Source organism: Janthinobacterium sp. BJB446, assembly GCF_002735655.1.
Classification (GTDB): Bacteria; Pseudomonadota; Gammaproteobacteria; order Burkholderiales; family Burkholderiaceae_D; genus Janthinobacterium; species Janthinobacterium lividum.
The window spans coordinates 388,372-406,372 of the sequence record NZ_PDZK01000002.1; the positions used below are offsets into that span (position 1 = coordinate 388,372).

Annotated in this window: 18 protein-coding genes; 11 read left to right on the forward strand and 7 right to left on the reverse strand. The window is 65.0% G+C overall.

The genetic code is table 11. From position 1 onward, the window contains the following. Window position 1 precedes the first annotated feature (1 nt). Genes CSQ92_RS17425 through CSQ92_RS17475 form a run of 11 tightly spaced genes read left to right on the forward strand, consistent with a single transcriptional unit; the run spans window position 2 to window position 9,916 of the window. On the forward strand, window positions 2-1,195 hold the full coding sequence (locus tag CSQ92_RS17425) for a type II secretion system F family protein (RefSeq protein ID WP_099394896.1): 1,194 nt from the start codon (window positions 2-4) through the stop codon (window positions 1,193-1,195). Between the two features lie 25 nt (window positions 1,196-1,220). Further along, window positions 1,221-2,918, forward strand: a complete 1,698-nt coding sequence (locus CSQ92_RS17430; protein WP_099395095.1) for a GspE/PulE family protein — start codon at window positions 1,221-1,223, stop codon at window positions 2,916-2,918. Then, window positions 2,905-3,693: a hypothetical protein gene (locus CSQ92_RS17435; protein ID WP_099394897.1), complete on the forward strand. Its 789-nt coding sequence runs from the start codon at window positions 2,905-2,907 to the stop codon at window positions 3,691-3,693. Before CSQ92_RS17430 ends, CSQ92_RS17435 begins: the two co-directional genes overlap by 14 nt. Next, the gene (locus tag CSQ92_RS17440; protein ID WP_034780361.1) at window positions 3,684-4,226 is read left to right on the forward strand and encodes a hypothetical protein; all 543 of its coding nucleotides are present in this window, start codon (window positions 3,684-3,686) and stop codon (window positions 4,224-4,226) included. Before CSQ92_RS17435 ends, CSQ92_RS17440 begins: the two co-directional genes overlap by 10 nt. Continuing rightward, window positions 4,214-4,834 (forward strand): type 4a pilus biogenesis protein PilO, encoded by a 621-nt coding sequence (pilO, locus tag CSQ92_RS17445; RefSeq protein ID WP_099394898.1) that lies wholly within the window; start codon window positions 4,214-4,216, stop codon window positions 4,832-4,834. Before CSQ92_RS17440 ends, pilO begins: the two co-directional genes overlap by 13 nt. Next, complete coding sequence (locus CSQ92_RS17450; RefSeq protein WP_099394899.1) at window positions 4,831-5,367, forward strand: hypothetical protein; 537 nt, start codon at window positions 4,831-4,833, stop codon at window positions 5,365-5,367. The genes pilO and CSQ92_RS17450 overlap by 4 nt, the downstream gene beginning before the upstream one ends. A 17-nt stretch (window positions 5,368-5,384) precedes the next feature. After that, window positions 5,385-7,268, forward strand: coding sequence for a secretin and TonB N-terminal domain-containing protein (locus CSQ92_RS17455; protein WP_099394900.1), 1,884 nt, complete (start codon window positions 5,385-5,387; stop codon window positions 7,266-7,268). Beyond that, window positions 7,265-7,735: a type II secretion system protein gene (locus CSQ92_RS17460; RefSeq protein ID WP_257219256.1), complete on the forward strand. Its 471-nt coding sequence runs from the start codon at window positions 7,265-7,267 to the stop codon at window positions 7,733-7,735. Before CSQ92_RS17455 ends, CSQ92_RS17460 begins: the two co-directional genes overlap by 4 nt. A gap of 5 nt (window positions 7,736-7,740) precedes the next feature. Then, window positions 7,741-8,124, forward strand: coding sequence for a type II secretion system protein (locus CSQ92_RS17465; protein ID WP_099389305.1), 384 nt, complete (start codon window positions 7,741-7,743; stop codon window positions 8,122-8,124). Next, window positions 8,111-8,647 carry a type II secretion system protein gene (locus CSQ92_RS17470; protein WP_244517464.1) on the forward strand — a complete coding sequence of 179 codons (537 nt, stop codon included), beginning with the start codon at window positions 8,111-8,113 and terminating at the stop codon, window positions 8,645-8,647. The genes CSQ92_RS17465 and CSQ92_RS17470 overlap by 14 nt, the downstream gene beginning before the upstream one ends. Before the next feature lie 45 nt (window positions 8,648-8,692). Then, window positions 8,693-9,916 carry a M24 family metallopeptidase gene (locus tag CSQ92_RS17475; RefSeq protein WP_099394901.1) on the forward strand — a complete coding sequence of 408 codons (1,224 nt, stop codon included), beginning with the start codon at window positions 8,693-8,695 and terminating at the stop codon, window positions 9,914-9,916. 70 nt (window positions 9,917-9,986) lie between these two features. Here the strand turns inward: CSQ92_RS17475 and CSQ92_RS17480 are convergent, their stop codons facing one another. The 7 genes from CSQ92_RS17480 to CSQ92_RS17510 form a co-directional block, all read right to left on the reverse strand. After that, window positions 9,987-11,561 carry a methyl-accepting chemotaxis protein gene (locus tag CSQ92_RS17480; RefSeq protein ID WP_092607645.1) on the reverse strand — a complete coding sequence of 525 codons (1,575 nt, stop codon included), beginning with the start codon at window positions 11,559-11,561 and terminating at the stop codon, window positions 9,987-9,989. Window positions 11,562-11,626: 65 nt separating this feature from the next. Further along, window positions 11,627-12,034, reverse strand: coding sequence for a hypothetical protein (locus CSQ92_RS17485; protein WP_070281618.1), 408 nt, complete (start codon window positions 12,032-12,034; stop codon window positions 11,627-11,629). 10 nt (window positions 12,035-12,044) lie between these two features. Next, window positions 12,045-13,307 carry a hypothetical protein gene (locus CSQ92_RS17490; protein WP_099394902.1) on the reverse strand — a complete coding sequence of 421 codons (1,263 nt, stop codon included), beginning with the start codon at window positions 13,305-13,307 and terminating at the stop codon, window positions 12,045-12,047. Window positions 13,308-13,712: 405 nt separating this feature from the next. Beyond that, entirely contained in the window at window positions 13,713-15,764 is a 2,052-nt protein-coding gene (gene paaZ, locus CSQ92_RS17495) for a phenylacetic acid degradation bifunctional protein PaaZ (protein WP_099394903.1), read from the reverse strand. A gap of 32 nt (window positions 15,765-15,796) precedes the next feature. Next, window positions 15,797-16,411, reverse strand: coding sequence for a phenylacetic acid degradation protein PaaY (paaY, locus tag CSQ92_RS17500; protein WP_099394904.1), 615 nt, complete (start codon window positions 16,409-16,411; stop codon window positions 15,797-15,799). A 102-nt stretch (window positions 16,412-16,513) separates the two neighbouring features. Continuing rightward, the gene (locus CSQ92_RS17505; protein WP_099394905.1) at window positions 16,514-17,245 is read right to left on the reverse strand and encodes an ABC transporter ATP-binding protein; all 732 of its coding nucleotides are present in this window, start codon (window positions 17,243-17,245) and stop codon (window positions 16,514-16,516) included. Beyond that, window positions 17,245-18,000, reverse strand: coding sequence for an ABC transporter ATP-binding protein (locus CSQ92_RS17510; protein WP_099394906.1), 756 nt, complete (start codon window positions 17,998-18,000; stop codon window positions 17,245-17,247). Before CSQ92_RS17510 ends, CSQ92_RS17505 begins: the two co-directional genes overlap by 1 nt. Window position 18,001 lies beyond the last annotated feature (1 nt).

Here is an 18,001-nt window from a genome sequence, read left to right on the forward strand (position 1 = left end):
GATGCAGTTCCACCTTCAGGTGCAGGGCCCGGCGGGCAGCCAGGCGCTGGCCATCGACGCCGCCAGCGAGGCCGAAGCGATCCGCGCGGCCGTGCGCGGCGGCTGGCGCGTGCTGGCCGTCGACGCTGGCGCTGCGCAGGAGACGGGCGTCGCGCTGCGTCCCGGCAAACAGGGCCTGCCTCTGCTGCAATTCAGCCAGGAGCTGCTGGCCCTGCTCGAAGCGGGCCTGAACCTGGGCGAGGCCATGGCCACCCTGCATAACAAGGAAACGCGGCCAAGCGCAAAGGCCACGCTGGCCGCCATCGTGCTCACCCTGCAGCAAGGGCAAAGCTTTTCCGACACCCTGGCCGGTTTCCCCGACATCTTCCCCGACATTTACATCGCCACCGTGCATGCGGCCGAACGCTCGGGCAACCTGCCCGAGGCGCTGGCGCGCTTCGTCGGCTACCAGCTGCAGTTCGACGCCATCCGCAAGAAACTCATTTCCGCCGCCATCTACCCGTGCATGCTGCTCGTCGTCGGCGGCCTGGTGACCCTGTTCCTGCTCGGCTACGTGGTGCCCAAATTCAGCGTCGTCTACGAAAGCTCGGGCCGCGAGATTCCCTGGATGTCGCAAATGCTGCTCGGCTTTGGCCAGACCCTGGCCGCGCATCCGCTGCTGTGCGCCAGCGCGCTGGCCGCCGTGGTGGCCGCCGTGGTCTTCGGCATCGCCAATGCCGGCGCGCGCCAGGCCCTGGTCTTGCGCCTGCTGCGCCTGCCCGTGCTGGCGGAGAAGGCTGCCGAATTCCGCCTGGCCCGCTTCTACCGGGCTCTCAGCCTGCTGCTGCATGCGGGCATCCCCCTGCACAAGGCGCTGGCCATGGTCGCGCCCATGCTGCTGCCGGCGCAGCAGGAGCAGTTGGCGCAGGCGCGCCGCGCGGTGCAGGAGGGCATGCCGTTTTCCACCGCGCTGGAACACGCCGGCATGGCCACGCCGGTGGCGCAATCGCTGCTGAAAGTGGGCGAGAACACGGGCCGCCTGGGCGACATGCTGGAACGCTCGGCCAAATTCCACGACGAGGAATTCGCCCGCTGGGTGGACTGGGCCTCGCGTCTGCTCGAACCGCTCTTGATGACCATCATCGGCGTCGTCATCGGCGGCGTCGTGGTGCTGATGTACATGCCGATCTTTGAACTGGCCGGGAGCTTATCGTGACGGTTTTTACCATGTGGTGCCTGCCATGAACGCGCGCGACGAAGAACGGGCCGTGCTTGATGCTGCCATGCTGCGCCGGGCCCACGCCAGCGCGCTGGAACAGGGCCGCCCGCGGATGGCCGTGCTGCAGGAAACGGCGGCCTTGCCGCCCGAAGTCTTTTTGCGCCAGCTGGCCGCCCTGTTTCGCTACCCGGCCTGGACGATGGCCGAGCTGCAAGCCGCCTTGCCCGCCTTTGCCCTGCTGCCCTACACGGATTGCGCCCAGCGCGACTGCGTGCTGCTGCAGCCGGGCGTGCCCGGCGCGCCGCCCGTGCTCGTCGTCGGCAACCCGTTTGCGGAAGACCTGCTGCAGTGGGCCGACTTCGCCCTGTCCACGCCCTTCACGGTGGCGCTGGCGCAGCCGGACGACCTGGCCGCCTATCTGCTGCAGCAGGAAAGCGTGCAGCAGGCGATGCAGGAAATGCAGCATGGGGATGACGTGCCGGGCCTGGACCAGAGTATCGAGGATATCTCGCTGATCCGCATCAGCGAAGACAGCAGCCCGGTGGTGAAACTGGTGAACTCCACCATCTACGATGCCCTGAAATTCCAGGCCAGCGACATCCACCTCGAATGCGACGTGGCCAGCCTGGTCATCAAATACCGCGTCGACGGCGTGCTGGTGCAGGCGGGCCAGGTACAGGGACTGGCGATGGCCGAGCAGATCATCTCGCGCATCAAGGTCATGGCCGATCTCGACATCGCCGAGCGCCGCATCCCGCAGGACGGCCGCTTCAAGGTGCGCGTGAAAGGGGCGGAGATCGACTTTCGCGTCTCCATCATGCCGAATATCTTTGGCGAGGACGCCGTGCTGCGCCTGCTGGACCGGCGCGCGCTGACGGAAGCGGCGCAAGCGCTGCGCCTGGAAAGCCTGGGCCTGAACGAGGACGCCATCGAGCAGATACGCCGCCTGGCCGCCAAGCCGCACGGCATGCTGCTGGTGACCGGGCCCACCGGTTCCGGCAAGACCACCACGCTGTATGCGGCCATCACGGAAATCAATACGGGCCGCGACAAGATCGTCACCATCGAAGACCCCGTCGAATACCGCTTGCCGCGCGTGCTGCAGATCCCCGTCAATGAAAAGAAGGGGCTGACGTTCGCGCGCGGCCTGCGCTCCATCCTGCGCCACGATCCCGACAAGATCATGATCGGCGAAATCCGCGACGACGAGACGGCGCAGATCGCCGTGCAGGCCGCACTCACGGGCCACCTGGTGTTTACCACCGTGCACGCGAATAACGTCTTTGATGTGGTCGGGCGCTTCCTGCACATGGGCGTCGATGCCTACAGCTTTGCGGCGGCCCTGAACGGCATCGTGGCGCAGCGCCTGCTGCGCCTCAATTGCGCCCATTGCGCCGTCGATGCCAGCGCCGAGGTGCTGGCCGATGCGCAGCAGCTGCGCGACAGCGGCCTGGCCCTGCACCAGGTGCAGGACTGGCATTTCATGGCCGGCAAGGGCTGCGGCCACTGCCGCGGCACCGGCTACAAGGGCCGCAAGGCCGTCGCCGAAGTGCTGATGCTCAGCGACGCCATGCGCGAAATGATCTGCACGCGGGCGCCCTTGAGCCAGATGAAGGAAGAAGCGGCGCGCAACGGCTTTCGCCTGGCGCGCGAAGCGGGCCTGGACCTGGTGCGGCGCGGCGAAACCACTTTAGCGGAGCTCAATCGTGTCACTTATTGAACGCCTTACCCGCGCCACCCTGTGCCTGCACCTGGCGCCGCACGGGCTGCACGGCGTGCTGCGCCGCGCCGGCCGTCCCGTGCCCGACAGCGCCTTCCACCTGCCCATTGCGAACCCCGACGCCAGCTGGGAAGTGGCGCTGGCCGCCCTGCGCGGCTGGCTGGAACAGCACAATGAAAAAAAACTGCCGTTGGCCGTCAGCCTGGCCAGCCGCTGGTGCGCCATGCTGATGGTGCCGTGGAGCGGCGCCCTGCTCGACCGAACCAGCGCGCAGCGCTTCCTGCATAGCCAGTTCGCTGCCGTCTACGGCGATGGCGCGCGCGCCTGGCGCCTGGCTGCCGACGATGCGCCCTATGGCAAGCCACGCCTGGCCTGCGGCATCGATGCGGCCCTGCTGCAAGGCGTGCAGGATGCGGCGGCCGCGCATGGACGGCGCTGCCTGTCCCTCGAACCCATCGTCGGGCCGGCCTGGCGCAGCATCGCCGGCGGCAAACCTTCCGCCTTCGCCTTGGTGGAAGCGGGACGGCTGCTGCTGGCAACGACGAGCGGCGGGCGCATCACGGGTCTGCATAGCCAGTCCTGCGGCGCCGCCTGGGGCGACGAACTGGATCGGGCGTGGCGGCGCTGGAACTTGCGCGCACCACAGCTGGACGCGATCGAACACGTGGCGCTGCTCGACTTGAGCGGCATGCCGCAGGACGAGCTGCCGGCGCGCTTCCAGTCCCTTCCCGTGGCCGGCGCCGCTCACCTGATGCGGGAGGCCGCATGGGCCTGAGCCGCCTGGAATTGCTGGCGCCCGGCGCAGTGCAGACGTTCAAGGGCTGGCGCCTGGCCCTGTGCCTGGCGGGCGGCTTGCTGCTGCTGCCTGCCGCCGTGTACTGGCTGGTGCAGGCGCAGGAAACGCGGCGCCTGGAAGCGCAGCTGGCGCAGCTGCAGCCCGCGCGTCCCGTGCGCGCGCCCTTGTCCGCCAGCCAGCAGCGCGAACGCGACATCGAACTGAAACAGGTGGCCGCCGCCGTGCGCCAGCTTAACCTGCCCGTCACCCGCCTGGTCAAAACCGTGCAGGCGCCGCGCGATGTGCGCGTGGCCTTGCTGGGGCTGGACCTGAACGCGCAGCAGGGACAGGATGGCGCCAGCGTCCTGAAAATCGCCGCCGAGGCGGAAACGCCGCAGGACATGCTCAACTACCTGGCTTTCCTGAACCAGCAGCCCATGTTCAGCTCCGTGTATCTGCTCAAGCATGAAATGAACGCGAACGCCCCCGAACACCCTTACCGTTTTCAGCTGGAGGCGCAATGGCGGCAATAAAACCCGTATTCAACGCCAGCACGCCCGTGGCCCGCGCGCGCCTGCAGCTGCGCATGCCGCCGCGCCTGGCGTGGGAAGCGCAACGGCTGTGGCGCACCCTCGGCTGGCCCAGCGCCCTCGGCGCGGCCTGCCTGGCGCTGGCCGCTTTCGCCATGCAGCAGGGCGATGCGCTGGCCGCACGCCAGCAGCAATTGGCGGCGCAACTGGCCGCTGCTGCCAGACAGTCGGCGCTGCCGCCGGCACCCATCACGCTCGATGCCGATGCGGACAGCCTGGCCGCCTTTCACGCCTACCTGCCCGCGCATGACAGCATTCCCGACCAATTGAAGGCCTTGCTGGAAGTGGCGCAAAAGAGCGGTGTCACCCTGGCCAAGGCCGACTACAAGCCGCAGGAAGATGGCAACACGGCCTTCCTGCGCTACCAGATCACGCTGCCCGTCAAAGCCGAATACGCGCAGCTGCAGACCTTTATCGTCGATGCCCTGCAGGCGCTGCCCACCCTGACGCTCGACTCCGTGCTGTTCAAGCGCGAGCAGATCGAGGCGGGCGAGATCGACGCGCGCATCCAGTTCATCCTGCTGGTGAAAAAGGCGGAGGTGCGCCGATGAAAAAAGCCGTACTGGGAGGCGCCGCCGTGGCGACCTTGCTGGCCGCCCTCTTCGCGCCCGAGGATGAAGGCAGCATCGTGGGACCGGCCACGGCCACCACGCGCCAGGTGGAGCGGGTGGCACCAGCCCCCCTCGCCGCAGCCGCCGTTGCGCAAACCAATCGTGCGCTGGCCATCGAACCGCGCCGGGGGCTCGATGACGACGAAGCAGCGACCCTGTTCGCCAAGCAGAGCTGGCAGCCGGAGACGCCGAAGAAGATCATGCTCGACCAGCAGGCAGCCCAGGCGGCACTACCCGCAGCCCGCGTGGATGCAAACGCGCCGCCACCGCTGCCATTTCAATTCCTGGGCCGCTTTATCGACGAAGGCAAGGCCGCCTACTTCCTGCAGGCGGGCGAACGCAACGTGGTGGCGCGCCCCGGCGACACGCTCGAAGAGCGCTATCGCTTCGATGGCGTGGTGCAGGGTTCTCTGCAATTTACCTATCTGCCGCTCAACCTGAAACAGACACTCGCCGTAGGGGACCTAAATTGAAACGACGCGCCGCACGTATGTCTCGTACTATCCTCACCTTGCTGCCGGTGCTGTCCCTGCTGGCCGCCTGCGCCGGCAACCAGGCCTATAACGATGGCCAGGCCATGCTGGGCGCGGGCCGCACGGAACAGGGGCTGGCCCTGCTGGAACAGGCGGCGCAGGCCGAGCCGACCAACGCCAAGTACCGTATTGCCGTCACGAATGGCAGGATGCGCGCGCTGAACAAGCTGAATGGCGCTGCGGAGGCGCTGCGCCAGCAGGGCAAGCTGCCCGAAGCGCAGGCGTTGTACCAGCAGGCGCTCGCGCTGGACGCCAGCAACGACGTGGCGCAGCGGGGCCTGGCCGGCGTGGCACAGGATGAACGGCACCGCAAGCTGGTGCAGGAAGCGCAGGCCAGCTACCAGCGCGGCGGCGAAGCGAATATCGCGCAGGCGCAGGAAGCCCTGCGCCAGGTGCTGCAGGAGCGCCCCGCACAGCGCGAGGCGCTGGCCCTGAAAAGCCGCATCGGCGAGGCGCAATCCAAAAGTCTGCCGGCCGGCGGCAAGCTGGCGGCCGCCTACAGGAAACCAGTCACCCTGGAATTTCGCGACGCGCCGCTGCGTTCCGTGTTCGATTTCATCAGCAAGGTGTCGGGCCTGAACTTCGTCTTCGACAAGGAAGTCGATCCCGCCCTGCGCGCCACCATTTCCGTGCGCGACACCAGCATCGAAGAGGCGATTGCCATGCTGCTGGGCGCCAACCAGCTGGAACAAAGCGTCACCAGCGACAAGTCGATCACGATCTACCCGAACACGCCGCAAAAGGTGAAGGATTACCAGCAGCTCGTGGTGCGCACCTTCTTCCTCGCCAATGCCGACGTCAAGACGGTGGCGTTCTCCATCAAGACCCTGCTCAAGGCCAAGGACGTCGTCACCGATGAACGCCTGGGCATCATCATGCTGCGCGATACACCGGAAATGGTGCGCATGGCCGAACGCATCATCAACGTGCAAGACCTTGCCGACCCGGAAGTGATGCTGGAAGTCGAGGTGCTGGAAGTCAAGCGCACGCGCCTGATGGAACTGGGCGTGCGCTGGCCGGACCAGGCCAGCCTGACACTGGCCGGCGTCGCAGGTAGCACGGGAGGACTCGGTGGCTTGAAAGTGGCCGACCTGCACCGCATCAATGGCGACAATATCAACCTGGGCATCGGCGGCGTCACCCTGAACGCCAACAAGACGGACAGCGACAGCAATATCCTGGCCAATCCGCGCATCCGCGTGCGCAACAAGGAAAAGGCGAAGATCCTCATCGGCGACCGCGTGCCCGTCATTACCGTCACGACGAATAACGGTGTCAGTTCCGACAGCGTCAACTACATCGACGTGGGTTTGAAGCTCGACGTCGAACCGAACGTCTACCTGGACGACGAAGTTGCCATCAAGATCAACCTGGAAGTGTCGAACGTCGTCAAGGAAGTGATCAGCAAGACGGGCACGCAGGCTTACCAGATCGGCACGCGCAGCGCTTCCACGGTGCTGCGCCTGAAGGATGGCGAGACACAGGTGCTGGCCGGCCTGATCAGCGACGAAGACCGGGGTACGGCCAACAAGGTGCCCGGCGTGGGCGAGCTGCCCGTGCTGAACCGCCTGTTCGGCAGCCAGAAGGACGACGCCATGCGCAGCGAGATCGTACTGTCGATCACGCCGCGCCTGCTGCGCAGCATCCGCCGCCCGGACCTGACGACGGCCGAATTCAATTCCGGCACCGAGACATCCGTGGGCGGCCGCGCCAGCGTGGGCGGCTCCCCCGAGGCCATCGCCGCGCCAGAACAGGCCGCGCCGCGCACCGGCTCGCCCATGACGGGTGGCGACGAAGCGCCTGCCGCCGGCGACAAGGCCACTGTCAAGGGTGGCCAGTGAAAGAGCGGGGCTTTACCTTCATCGAGCTGATGATCACCCTGGCCATCATGGCGACCCTGGCCACGGTGGCCGTGCCGATGGCGCAGGTGGCCTTGCAACGGGCGAAGGAACAGCAATTGCGCAGCGCCCTGATCGAGATGCGCGAGGCCATCGATGCCTACAAGCGCGCTTCGGACAATGGCCGCATCAAGCTGTCGCTGGGAGGATCTGGCTATCCGAAAAAACTCGAGGAACTGGTCGAGGGGGTGCCCGATCAGCGCAGCGTCTCGAAGCAGAACATCTATTTTTTGCGCCGTCTGCCACGCGACCCGTTCCAGCCCAGGGAAGAAGGCAGCGCCGCCGACAGCTGGAGCAAGCGCGCCTATGCCTCGCCGCCCGACAATCCCAGCGAAGGCGAGGACGTGTTCGACGTCGCCTCGCGCTCGACCAAGGTGGGCCTGAACGGCGTGCCGCTCAATCAATGGTGAACTTGATGCCCGCTTCTATCTCACGCCGCGGCTTTACTTTGGTCGAACTGCTGGTGGTGCTGGCGATCATCTCGCTGCTGCTGACGATCGCCATTCCCCGCTATTTCGGTTCCGTGGAAAAGTCGAAGGAAGTCGCCCTGAAGGAAAACCTGCAAGTGCTCAGGAGCGGCCTGGATAAATACTATGCCGACAAGGGCGAGTATCCGGCCGCCCTGGACGACCTCGTGACCCACCATTACTTCCGCAGCGTGCCGCTGGACCCCGTCACGGAGTCCAGCGCCACCTGGCAATTGATCCCTTCGCCCAATGGCGAGATCGGCGGCGTGGCCGACGTGCGCAGCGGCGCCAAGGGCAAGACGCGCGAGGGCATCCCCTTTGAGCAGCTCTGATTTTCAACGCCGCGCACGGGGCTTCGCGTATATCTGGACCCTGATGCTGGTCGCTTTCATGGGCGTGGGCCTGGTGCTGGCCAGCGAACTGTTTGCCACGGCAGCGCGGCGCGACAAGGAGCGTGAGCTGCTGTTCATCGGCCATGAATTCCGCAACGCGCTGGGCCGCTACTACGACAGCACGCCGGGCGACGGGCGGCCCCGCTATCCCTTGACCTTGCAGGAACTGCTGCGCGACCCGCGCTTTGCCAACGCCCGGCGGCACTTGCGCCGCCTGTATGCGGACCCTGTCACGGGCAAGGCGGAATGGGGAGTGCTGCGGCAGGAGGGACGCATCGTCGGCATCCATTCGCTGTCGCCACAGCTCCCCATCAAGCAGGACAATTTTCTCGACGAAGACGCCAGCCTGCGCCGCAAGCAGCGCTACGCGGACTGGCACTTCACGTATCCGCACGACCTGGTGCTGGCCCCGCCCGATGCCGCCGGCGGCGCGCCCGGGCTCAAGCCGAAAGGCGCAAACTGATATCATGCCCGCATTCCATATTCAGCATCGAGCAAAGGAGCAGGCATGAGCATAGGTGGCACTTCCATCGAACAGGCATTGGCATCGCTGTCGGACATGACGGGCGGCATGGTTGCCATCGGCAAGGACGAACATGCGCAACGCATCGCCAAGGCGCAGGCATTCATGCGCGCACAGGGCATCGCCGCCGTCTACCTGAACGCGGGCGCCAATCTCACCTATTTCACTGGCACCAAATGGTATGCCAGCGAACGCATGGTGGGCGCCATCCTGCCGGCCAGCGGAGAGATCGAATACATCGCCCCCGCCTTCGAGAAAAGCACCTTGCAAGGCTTCATGCTCATCGAAGGCAAGGTCAATTGCTGGGAAGAGCATGAAAGCCCGTACCAGCTGTTCGTCGACGTGCTGGCGCGCATGGGGATAGCTCAGGATGAAGCTGCGCCGCCGCGCGTGGGCATCTGCGAAAGCGCCGCCTTCTTCATCTACGACGGCATCAAGCCGCTGGCTCCCGGCTACGCGCTGGAAAACGCGCGCGCCGTCACCGCGTACTGCCGCAGCCGCAAGTCACCGGCGGAAATCGCCCTGATGCAGCGCGTAATGGACATGACCCTGGCCGTGCACGTGGCCACGGCCAGCATGCTGTACGAAGGCATCACGACGGTGGAAGTGGAAGAATTCATCCAGCGCGCGCACCGCAAGGTGGGCGCGCCCCGCTCGTATTTTTGCATCGTGCTGTTCGGCGAAGCGACGGCCTACCCGCATGGCGTCAACTACGTACAAACCTTGAAAATGGGCGATACGGTGCTGATCGATACGGGCTGCCAGGTGATGAACTACATCTCCGACATCACGCGCACCTATGTGTTTGGCGCCATCAGCGAGCGCCAGCGCTCCGTATGGAACAGCGAAAAGGCGGCGCAGGCCGCCGCATTCGCGGCCGCGCAGCTGGGCGTGCCCTGCGGCGACGTGGATCGCGCCGCGCGCGTCTCGCTGGAGGCGGATGGCTTCGGCCCCGGCTACAAGCTGCCCGGCCTGCCGCACCGCACGGGCCACGGCATCGGCCTCGATATCCACGAGTGGCCTTACCTGGTGGGCAATGACACGACGCCGCTCGACGTGGGCATGTGCTTCTCGAACGAGCCGATGATCTGCATCCCCGGCGAATTCGGCATCCGCCATGAAGACCATTTCTACATGACGGATGACGGTCCGCGCTGGTTCACGCAGCCGGCGCACAGCATCGATGATCCGTTCGGCTTGCACGCGTAAGCAGATGCCCTTGGGTTGGATTACGCTGCGCTAATCCAACCTACGCCATGCCAGGCAGGTCAAGCTGGTATCACCGCAATGCCAGGCAGGTCGGATCAGCGCCCTGCGCGTAATCCGACACAGCGCTTCCCTGCGCCAGCTTGAACACGGCCAGCGCCGTGCCCAGCTGCACGGCCTGTTCCTGCAGCGATTCGGCGGCCGCCGACGCCTCTTCCACCAGCGCGGAGTTTTGCTGCGTCATCTGGTCCATGCTGCCAATGGCCACGCCGATATCGCCGATGCCGGCGCTTTGCGCCTGGCTGGCGGTACTGATCTCGGCCATGATGTCGGCCACCTTTTTCACGGAGTCGACGATCTGGCCCATGGTCAGCCCCGCCTCGTCGACCAGCTTCGAGCCGACATTCACCTTGGCCACCGAATCGCCGATCAATTGCTTGATTTCCCGCGCCGCTGCCGCGCTGCGCTGCGCCAGGTTGCGCACTTCGGACGCCACCACGGCAAAGCCGCGCCCCTGCTCGCCCGCGCGCGCCGCTTCCACGGCCGCATTCAAGGCCAGGATATTCGTCTGGAAGGCGATGCCGTCGATGACGCCGATGATGTCGACGATGCGCTTGGACGAATCGTTGATCTCGCCCATGGTGGTGACTACCTGACTGACCACCTGCCCGCCCTTCACAGCAACCGAAGATGCCGACACCACCAGTTCATGCGCCTGGCCCGCGTTGGCGGCGTTGTCGCGCACGGTGGAGGTCAGGCTGTCCATGCTGCGCGCCGTCTGATCCAGGCTGCCCGCCTGCGATTCCGTGCGCGCGGCCAGGTCCGCATTGCCCTGGGCGATTTCGGCACTGGCCACCTGGATGGTTTCGGCCGACGCCTTGATACCGGACACCATGCCGGCCAGCCGGCCGCGCATCTCCTTCAATGCCGCCAGCAGACTGGCCTGGTCGCCCGCCTCGGTGGCGATCTCCATCGACAGGTCGCCATCGGCCACGGCACGCGCGATCTGGCGCGCATATTCGGGTTCGCCGCCCAGCTGCTGCCAGATGGCGCGCACGACGAAATGCGACACGGCCACCAGGCAGACGATGACGGCCAGCGCCACGGCGATGCTGGTATTGAGCGCATTGCGCACATTGGCCGCACTGCGTTCGATGCCCTGTTTGAATTGCAATTGCGCCTGTTCGTTGGTCTTTGCCAGGTCCGTGTTGAGCACCGCCAGCGCCCCCTGCATGCGCGCCACGGTCGCCTGCGGGTCGCCCTCTTCCATTTCCAGCATGATGCGCGCCGCACTCAGGGCCGGCGCATAGTAGGCATCGAATTCCCTGGCCAGGCGCAGGCCCTGCTCGCGCTGGCCAGGGATCGCCGCGAAGTCGCCCAGCCTGGCGCGCAGCTTGACAGCCTGGCCGCCGACTTGCCCGATACGCTCCTTGTCGCCTTCACTGACGGCATCGCGCAGGGCGTCGCCGACGGCGGCCACGTCCAGGGTCAGCGACTTGGCCATGTCGAGCACGGGATAGTCGGCACTTTCCGTGGCGTGGATGGAATTGAGCGTGGCCGTGGACAGGTAGGCGCTGACGGCCAGCCCCAGCCCGAAAATCACGGCCGAGACGACAGGCAGCGCCCATATCTTGCGTTTGATGCTCATTGCTGTCTCCTGATGTTATCTCGTGCAAAAGACGGCATGCGTCGCCGCATGCCGTCATGGCGGCCTTATGGCGTCGTCAGCACCACTTTGACGGTGCCGTCGACGGCACTCTTCTCGATATAGCCGATGGCTTTCGGATCGGCGGCCACGGCCTTCTTCACGTCGGCGCTATTGGCCACTTCCTTCGGCAAGGTCGCCTTGCCCGTGAAAACCAGCTTGGACCACAGGGCCTTCGCCTGCGACGGCTCCTTGTCCGTCACCTTCTTGTAGAACTCCGCGCGCACGGGGGCGCTTTCCGGCTGGTCGACCGGCGTCATGGCCGTCGATTTACCGAGGAAGAATTGCGCCACCTGTTCGTTCGTCATGGCGCCGGCGGCGCTCTTCGGATTGACCACCACGACCACTTCGGCCATGGCGGGAACAGCGGTCGACAGCGCCAGCAAGGCAGCCACATTCAAGATCAATGGTTTCATGCGGCGCTCCTTAGAAAACGAAATCGATGGCGGCGGCAGCCACCGTGACGGGGCCATGGAAACCCGGCTTGGCTTGCACGAACAGGCCCGGGCCATTCTTCGGCTTGATGCGGTCGATCTGCACTTTCAGCGCGGCCGAACGGTGAAAGTCCCAGCGCACGCCGATGCTGTCCGTCGATTGCTCCAGCTGATTGCGCATATATGCGAGGGTGTCGACGCCGGCCGACAGGGCGCGCAAGGTCGGCGTGCAGGCGGCTGGATAACCGGCAGGACAGGATGCGGGCACGGTGTTGTTCACGCGGCCATCGGCCTTCAGGCTGGCGTGGCTGTAGTACGGCAGGAAGGCGCCGATGCGGTAGCCGCCCATCACGTACCACGAGGTGCTGTCGCTGACATAGCTGTCCGTCTTGCGCTTCGCATATTCGGACTGCAGCAGCACATTGTTCCAGTCCAGGCCCAGGCCCACGGACGTAAACGATGCCTTCTTGTCCTTGACTTCCAGCGCATCGGCCAGGGCGCCCAACTGGGCGATCCTGTAGCCGCTGCCGGCCGCACGCAAGCTGCCCATCAAGGTATTCAGGCTGGGCGAATCGTTGATCGTCAGCTTGGTCTCGGCCCGGCCGAAACGCACGGTGACGGGACCATGTTCGGCCACCACGTTAAGGGCGACGATGGACTTGCCTTCCACCTGCACGGTCGAATCAGGCCCCGTGGCCAGGGTGGCCTTGGTGCGGCCCAGCGCCAGCTGCGTGGTGATGCTGGTGTCGCCCGCGCTGAACTGGTAGGTGCCATCGATGCCGTCGATGCTGTTCAGGGGAACCTGCGAATACATTTCGCCGGGCGGACGCAGCATGGTGTTGGCATAGCCGACGTTACGGTAATCGGAAATCATGAAGACAGGCAGGCCCATGCGGCCGACGCGCACGCTGAAGCTGTCCGATACCTTGGCCTTGGCAAAGGCCCACGCCAGTTCGGCGCCAAAATCGTCTTCGCCATCCTTGCGCGCCAGCCCTTGCACGGTGGCCGACAGCCAGGGATTGACGGTGACATTGGCCTGCAAGCCCAGGTTGGAATCGACGCCTGTGCGGGCGGTGCGGCCTGCGCCGGCAGCCTGGTTCGGGCGCGCGAACTGCGCGCTGTCGGTATCGGCCATGGTCATGGCGCCGGTGCCGTAACCGCTGATCTTGACCGCGGGACCAGGGGCCTCTTCGGCATAGGCATGGCTGATGGCCAGGGGCATGGCCAGCAGGAAAATCAGGACGTGTTTATTCATAGTAATTAAATACCCGTAGCGGTGAACGTTAATCGTGGAATGGGACTCGCGGTCGATGGCTCACCGGCCGTAAAAGGCCGGGTCCGTTTTTTTCGCGCCGCCATCGCCTTGGGCGTCCATGGCGGCGTGACCAGTGAGTAAAACCATGCTACAGAGAAAAGGTTTTACGTTGGAAAGTTTTCTTGAGGCAATGAGCGAATTCGCCCATTTCCATGAAAAAAGCACGCGTTCTAGAGGAGTTTATCTAAATAGCACGCCGTGCAAAACCACACTTAGGCTATATTTTTCATACACTTATGGATAATTCAAGACGAAAAGAATCCGCATAAAAAAAAGCGCCGCCCGCGCGATGATCGCGGGCGGCGCCGTTCAAACCAATCCTGCCAGAGACGCTTACTCTCGGACTTACTCGCGCTTCGACACCAGGGTCAGAATGTCGTAGCTGGCCACCAGTTCCTCGTTCTGGTTCGTCACCTGCACGTCCCACGCGACCACGCCCTGGCCCACGCCAAACACGTCCTTGCGGTTGCGGTCGACCTTGCGCTTGCACGTCAGGCGGGCGCGGATGGTGTCGCCAATCGCCACCGGCGCGACGAAGCGCAGGTTGTCCAGGCCATAGTTGGCCAGCACAGGACCGACGCCTGGCGAGACGAACAGGCCGGCGGCGGCCGACAGCACAAAGTAGCCGTGGGCGATGCGCTTGCCGAACTGCGATTCCTTGGCCGCGATTTCATCGAAGTGCATGTAGAAGAAGTCGCCCGAAATGCCGCCGAAGGCGACGATGTCCGCTTCGCTGACGGTGCGGCGGTGCGTGAGCAGCGAGTCGCCCGTCTTCAAGTCCTCGAAGTGCTTGCGGAACGGGTGGATCGGGCTTTCATTGACGTCCGCGCCGCGCACGTATTCGCCGGTGATGGCCGCCAGCATGGTCGGCGAGCCTTGCACGGCCGCCCGTTGCAGGTAGTGGCGCACGGCGCGCACGCCGCCCAGCTCTTCGCCGCCGCCCGCGCGGCCAGGGCCGCCGTGCTTCAGTTGCGGCAGCGGCGAGCCATGGCCCGTCGAATCGACGGACGCCACGCGCTCGAGCACATGCACGCGGCCATGCGTGGCCGCCACTTGCGGCACCACGCGCGCGGCGATCTTCGGATCGCGCGTCACCAGGGTGCTCACCAGGCTGCCCTTGCCGCGCGCGGCCAGGGCCAGCGCTTCATCGATGTCCTTATAGCCCATCATGGTGCTGACGGGGCCGAACGCTTCCACGTCATGCACGGCATCGTTGCCGAAGGCGTCGCGGCACAGCAGCAGGGTCGGCGAGAAGAAGCTGCCGTCAAGGGCACCATCGCCCAAAGGACTAAAACCGTCGGCCGCGCCGAACACCACTTCATTACCCTGCGACAGGGTGGCGACCCGTTCAACCACGTCGTTCTGCTGTTCCTTTGACGCCAGCGCGCCCATGCGCACGCCCTCGATGGACGGATCGCCCACCACCACCTTGGCCAGGCGTTCGCGCAGGCGCGTGCCGACGGCGTCCATCAGGTGCTCGGGCACGATGATGCGGCGGATGGCCGTGCACTTCTGGCCCGATTTTCCCGTCATCTCGCGCACGACTTCCTTAACGAACAGGTCGAATTCCACGTCGTCTGGCGTGACGTCCGGAGCCAGGATGGCGCAATTGAGCGAATCGGCTTCGCCGTTGAAGGGCACGGATTGGGCGATCAGGTTCGGATTCGTGCGCAGCTTGGCGGCCGTGGCGGCCGATCCCGTGAATGTCACGAAATCCTGGCCATTCAGGCGGTCCAGCAAGTCGCCCGTGGAACCGATCACCAGCTGCAAACTGCCAGCCGGCAGCAAGCCCGATTCATGCATCATGCGCACGACGGCCTGCGTCAGGTAACTGGTCGCCGTGGCCGGCTTGGCGATGCAGGGCATGGCCGCCAGGAAGCTGGGCGCGAATTTTTCCAGCAAACCCCAGATGGGGAAATTGAAGGCGTTGATGTGCACGGCCAGGCCGCCGCGCGGCACCAGGATGTGCGTGCCGGCGAAACCGCCTTTTTTACCGAGCGCGATGGCCGGGCCTTCGTGCAGCACGTTCGACGACGGCAACTCGTGGCTGCCCATGCTGGCGTAGGCGAACAGGGTACCCGTGCCCCCTTCTATATCGACCCAGCTGTCGGCACGCGTGGCGCCCGACAGGTGCGAAATCGCATACAGTTCTTCCTTGCGCTCGACCAGATACAGGGCCAGCGCCTTCAGGCGCGCGGCGCGCTGCTGGAAGTCCAGCGCCATCAGGCCCGGCACGCCCGTCTTGCGGGCATACGTGACGGCTTCGTCGAAGTCGATCTTTTCCGCATGCGTGTGATAGATGACGCGGTTGTTCAAGGCGCTGTGCAAGGGCACGGCAGCGCCTTCGCCCAGCCAGCGGCCGGCGATCAGGCTTTGCAGGGTGGATATATGAGCCATGTGGTTTACTCCTATGTTGGTTTACTGCGTGCTTACTGCGCTGCTGCGTTCTTGTGCAAATGCAGCGGCAAGGCGGATTCGAAATTCAGGCGCTGGCGGCCGGCCTCGACTTCCGTCAGGGCCTCCACCTCGCGCATCGTCTGCATGGAACGCACGGCCAGTTCGTGATATTGGCCCGTGCCCGAGCTTTTCCATTTGATTTCATCGTCGGTCAGCGCGCGGATGATCTTGGCCGGCGTGCCCACCACCATGCTGCGCGGCGCGACGATCATGCCCGCCTTCACAAAACTCATGGCCGCGACGATGGATTCCTCGCCGATGACGGCGTTATCCATCACCACGGCGTTCATGCCGACGAGCGCATTGCGGCCGATGCGGCAGCCATGCAGCACGGCACCATGGCCGACATGGCCGTCGACTTCGACCACCGTGTCGCAGCCGGGGAAGCCGTGCATGACGCAGGTGTCCTGCAGGTTCGCGCCCTCCTCCAGGATCAGGCGGCCGAAGTCGCCGCGGATCGAGGCCAGCGGACCGATATAGCAGCGCGGACCGACGATCACGTCACCGATCAGCACGGCCGATGGGTGCACATAGGCGCTGGGGTGGACGACGGGGGTGACGCCGTTGATTTCGTAGACTTTGACCATACTCACTTTCCAATACACATGTTGCGCAAGCTATTTCTAAACGCAACGTAGAGCTGGGGTCAGACGGGGACGCCGGGTCCCGATGGGTCTGACCCCGGATTTTCACATGCCCAGATAGGCACTTTGTACCTGCTCGTTATGCAGCAATTCAGGCCCCGGACCGGACAGCGTGATGGCGCCCGTCTCGATCACATAGCCCACGTCGGCGATCGACAGGGCGGCGTGCGCGTTCTGCTCGACGAGGAAGATGGTGATGCCCTGGTCGCGCAGCTCGGCCACGATGCGGAATATCTCCGCGATCAGGAGCGGCGCCAGGCCCATGCTCGGCTCATCGAGCAGCAGCAGTTGCGGGCGGCCCATCAGCGCGCGCGCCATGGCCAGCATCTGCTGCTGTCCGCCCGATAACGTCCCGGCCAGCAGCAAGCGCTTTTCCTTCAGGATCGGGAACAGGCCGTACATGCGCTCCATGTCACCGGCCACGTCCTGCGGTGGGCGTGTAAAAGCCCCCAGGCGCAGGTTGTCTTCCACCGTCATGGGGCCGAACACTTGCCGCCCTTCCGGCACCTGGCAGATGCCGGCGCGCACGCGCTTGTCGGCGCTCATGCGGCTGACGTCCTGGCCGGCGAAGGCGATGCTGCCGGCGCTGATCGGCTGCACGCCGGAGATCGCCCGCAGCAGGGTTGTCTTGCCTGCGCCATTCGCGCCCACCAGCGCCACCAGCTGGCCCTGACGAACTTGCAGGTCGATGCCGTGCAAGGCCTGGATGCGGCCATAATGACTGGTCAGGCCGGCGATATCGAGCACCAGCGGAGTCTGAGGTTTTTCCATTGTCATCATGCCGCCACCCCCAGATATGCCGCCACCACGTCGGGATTGGCGCGCACTTCGGCGGCGGTCCCTTCGGCCAGCTTCTTGCCATAGTCGAGCACCAGGATATGGTCCGACAGATTCATCACCAGTTTCATGTCATGCTCGACCAGCACCACCGTCACGCCCGATTGTGCCACCTTGCGGATCAGCGCTTCGATCTCGCCCGTTTCCGTGTGGTTCAGGCCCGCGGCCGGTTCATCGAGCAGCAGCACTTTCGGCTTGGCCGCCAGCGCGCGGGCAATTTCCAGGCGCTTCAAGGCGCCATACGACATCTGTCCCCCCTCGTCATCGATATGCCGACCCACGCCGACGAATTCCATCAGGCCCGCCGCCTCGTCGCGGCAAGCCGCATCCGCGCGGCGCACGGACGGCAAACGCAGCATGGAAGCGAACAGATTCTGGTTCAGGCGCAGATGCGCGCCCACCATCACATTGTCGATGGCCGTCATGTTCATGCACACTTGCAGGTTCTGGAAGGTGCGGCTCATGCCGCGCCGCGCCAGCGCATCGGGCGGCATGGCGGCCACGTTCTCGCCATTGAGCAGGATTTCGCCCTTGCTCGGCGTGTAGACGCCCGTGATCAGGTTGAACAGGGTCGTCTTGCCGGCGCCATTGGGCCCGATGACGGAGTGGATATTACCCTCCTTGACGGTAAAGCTCACATCCTGCACCGCGTGCACGCCGCCGAAGCTCTTGCTCAGATTGTTAATCGTCAACATC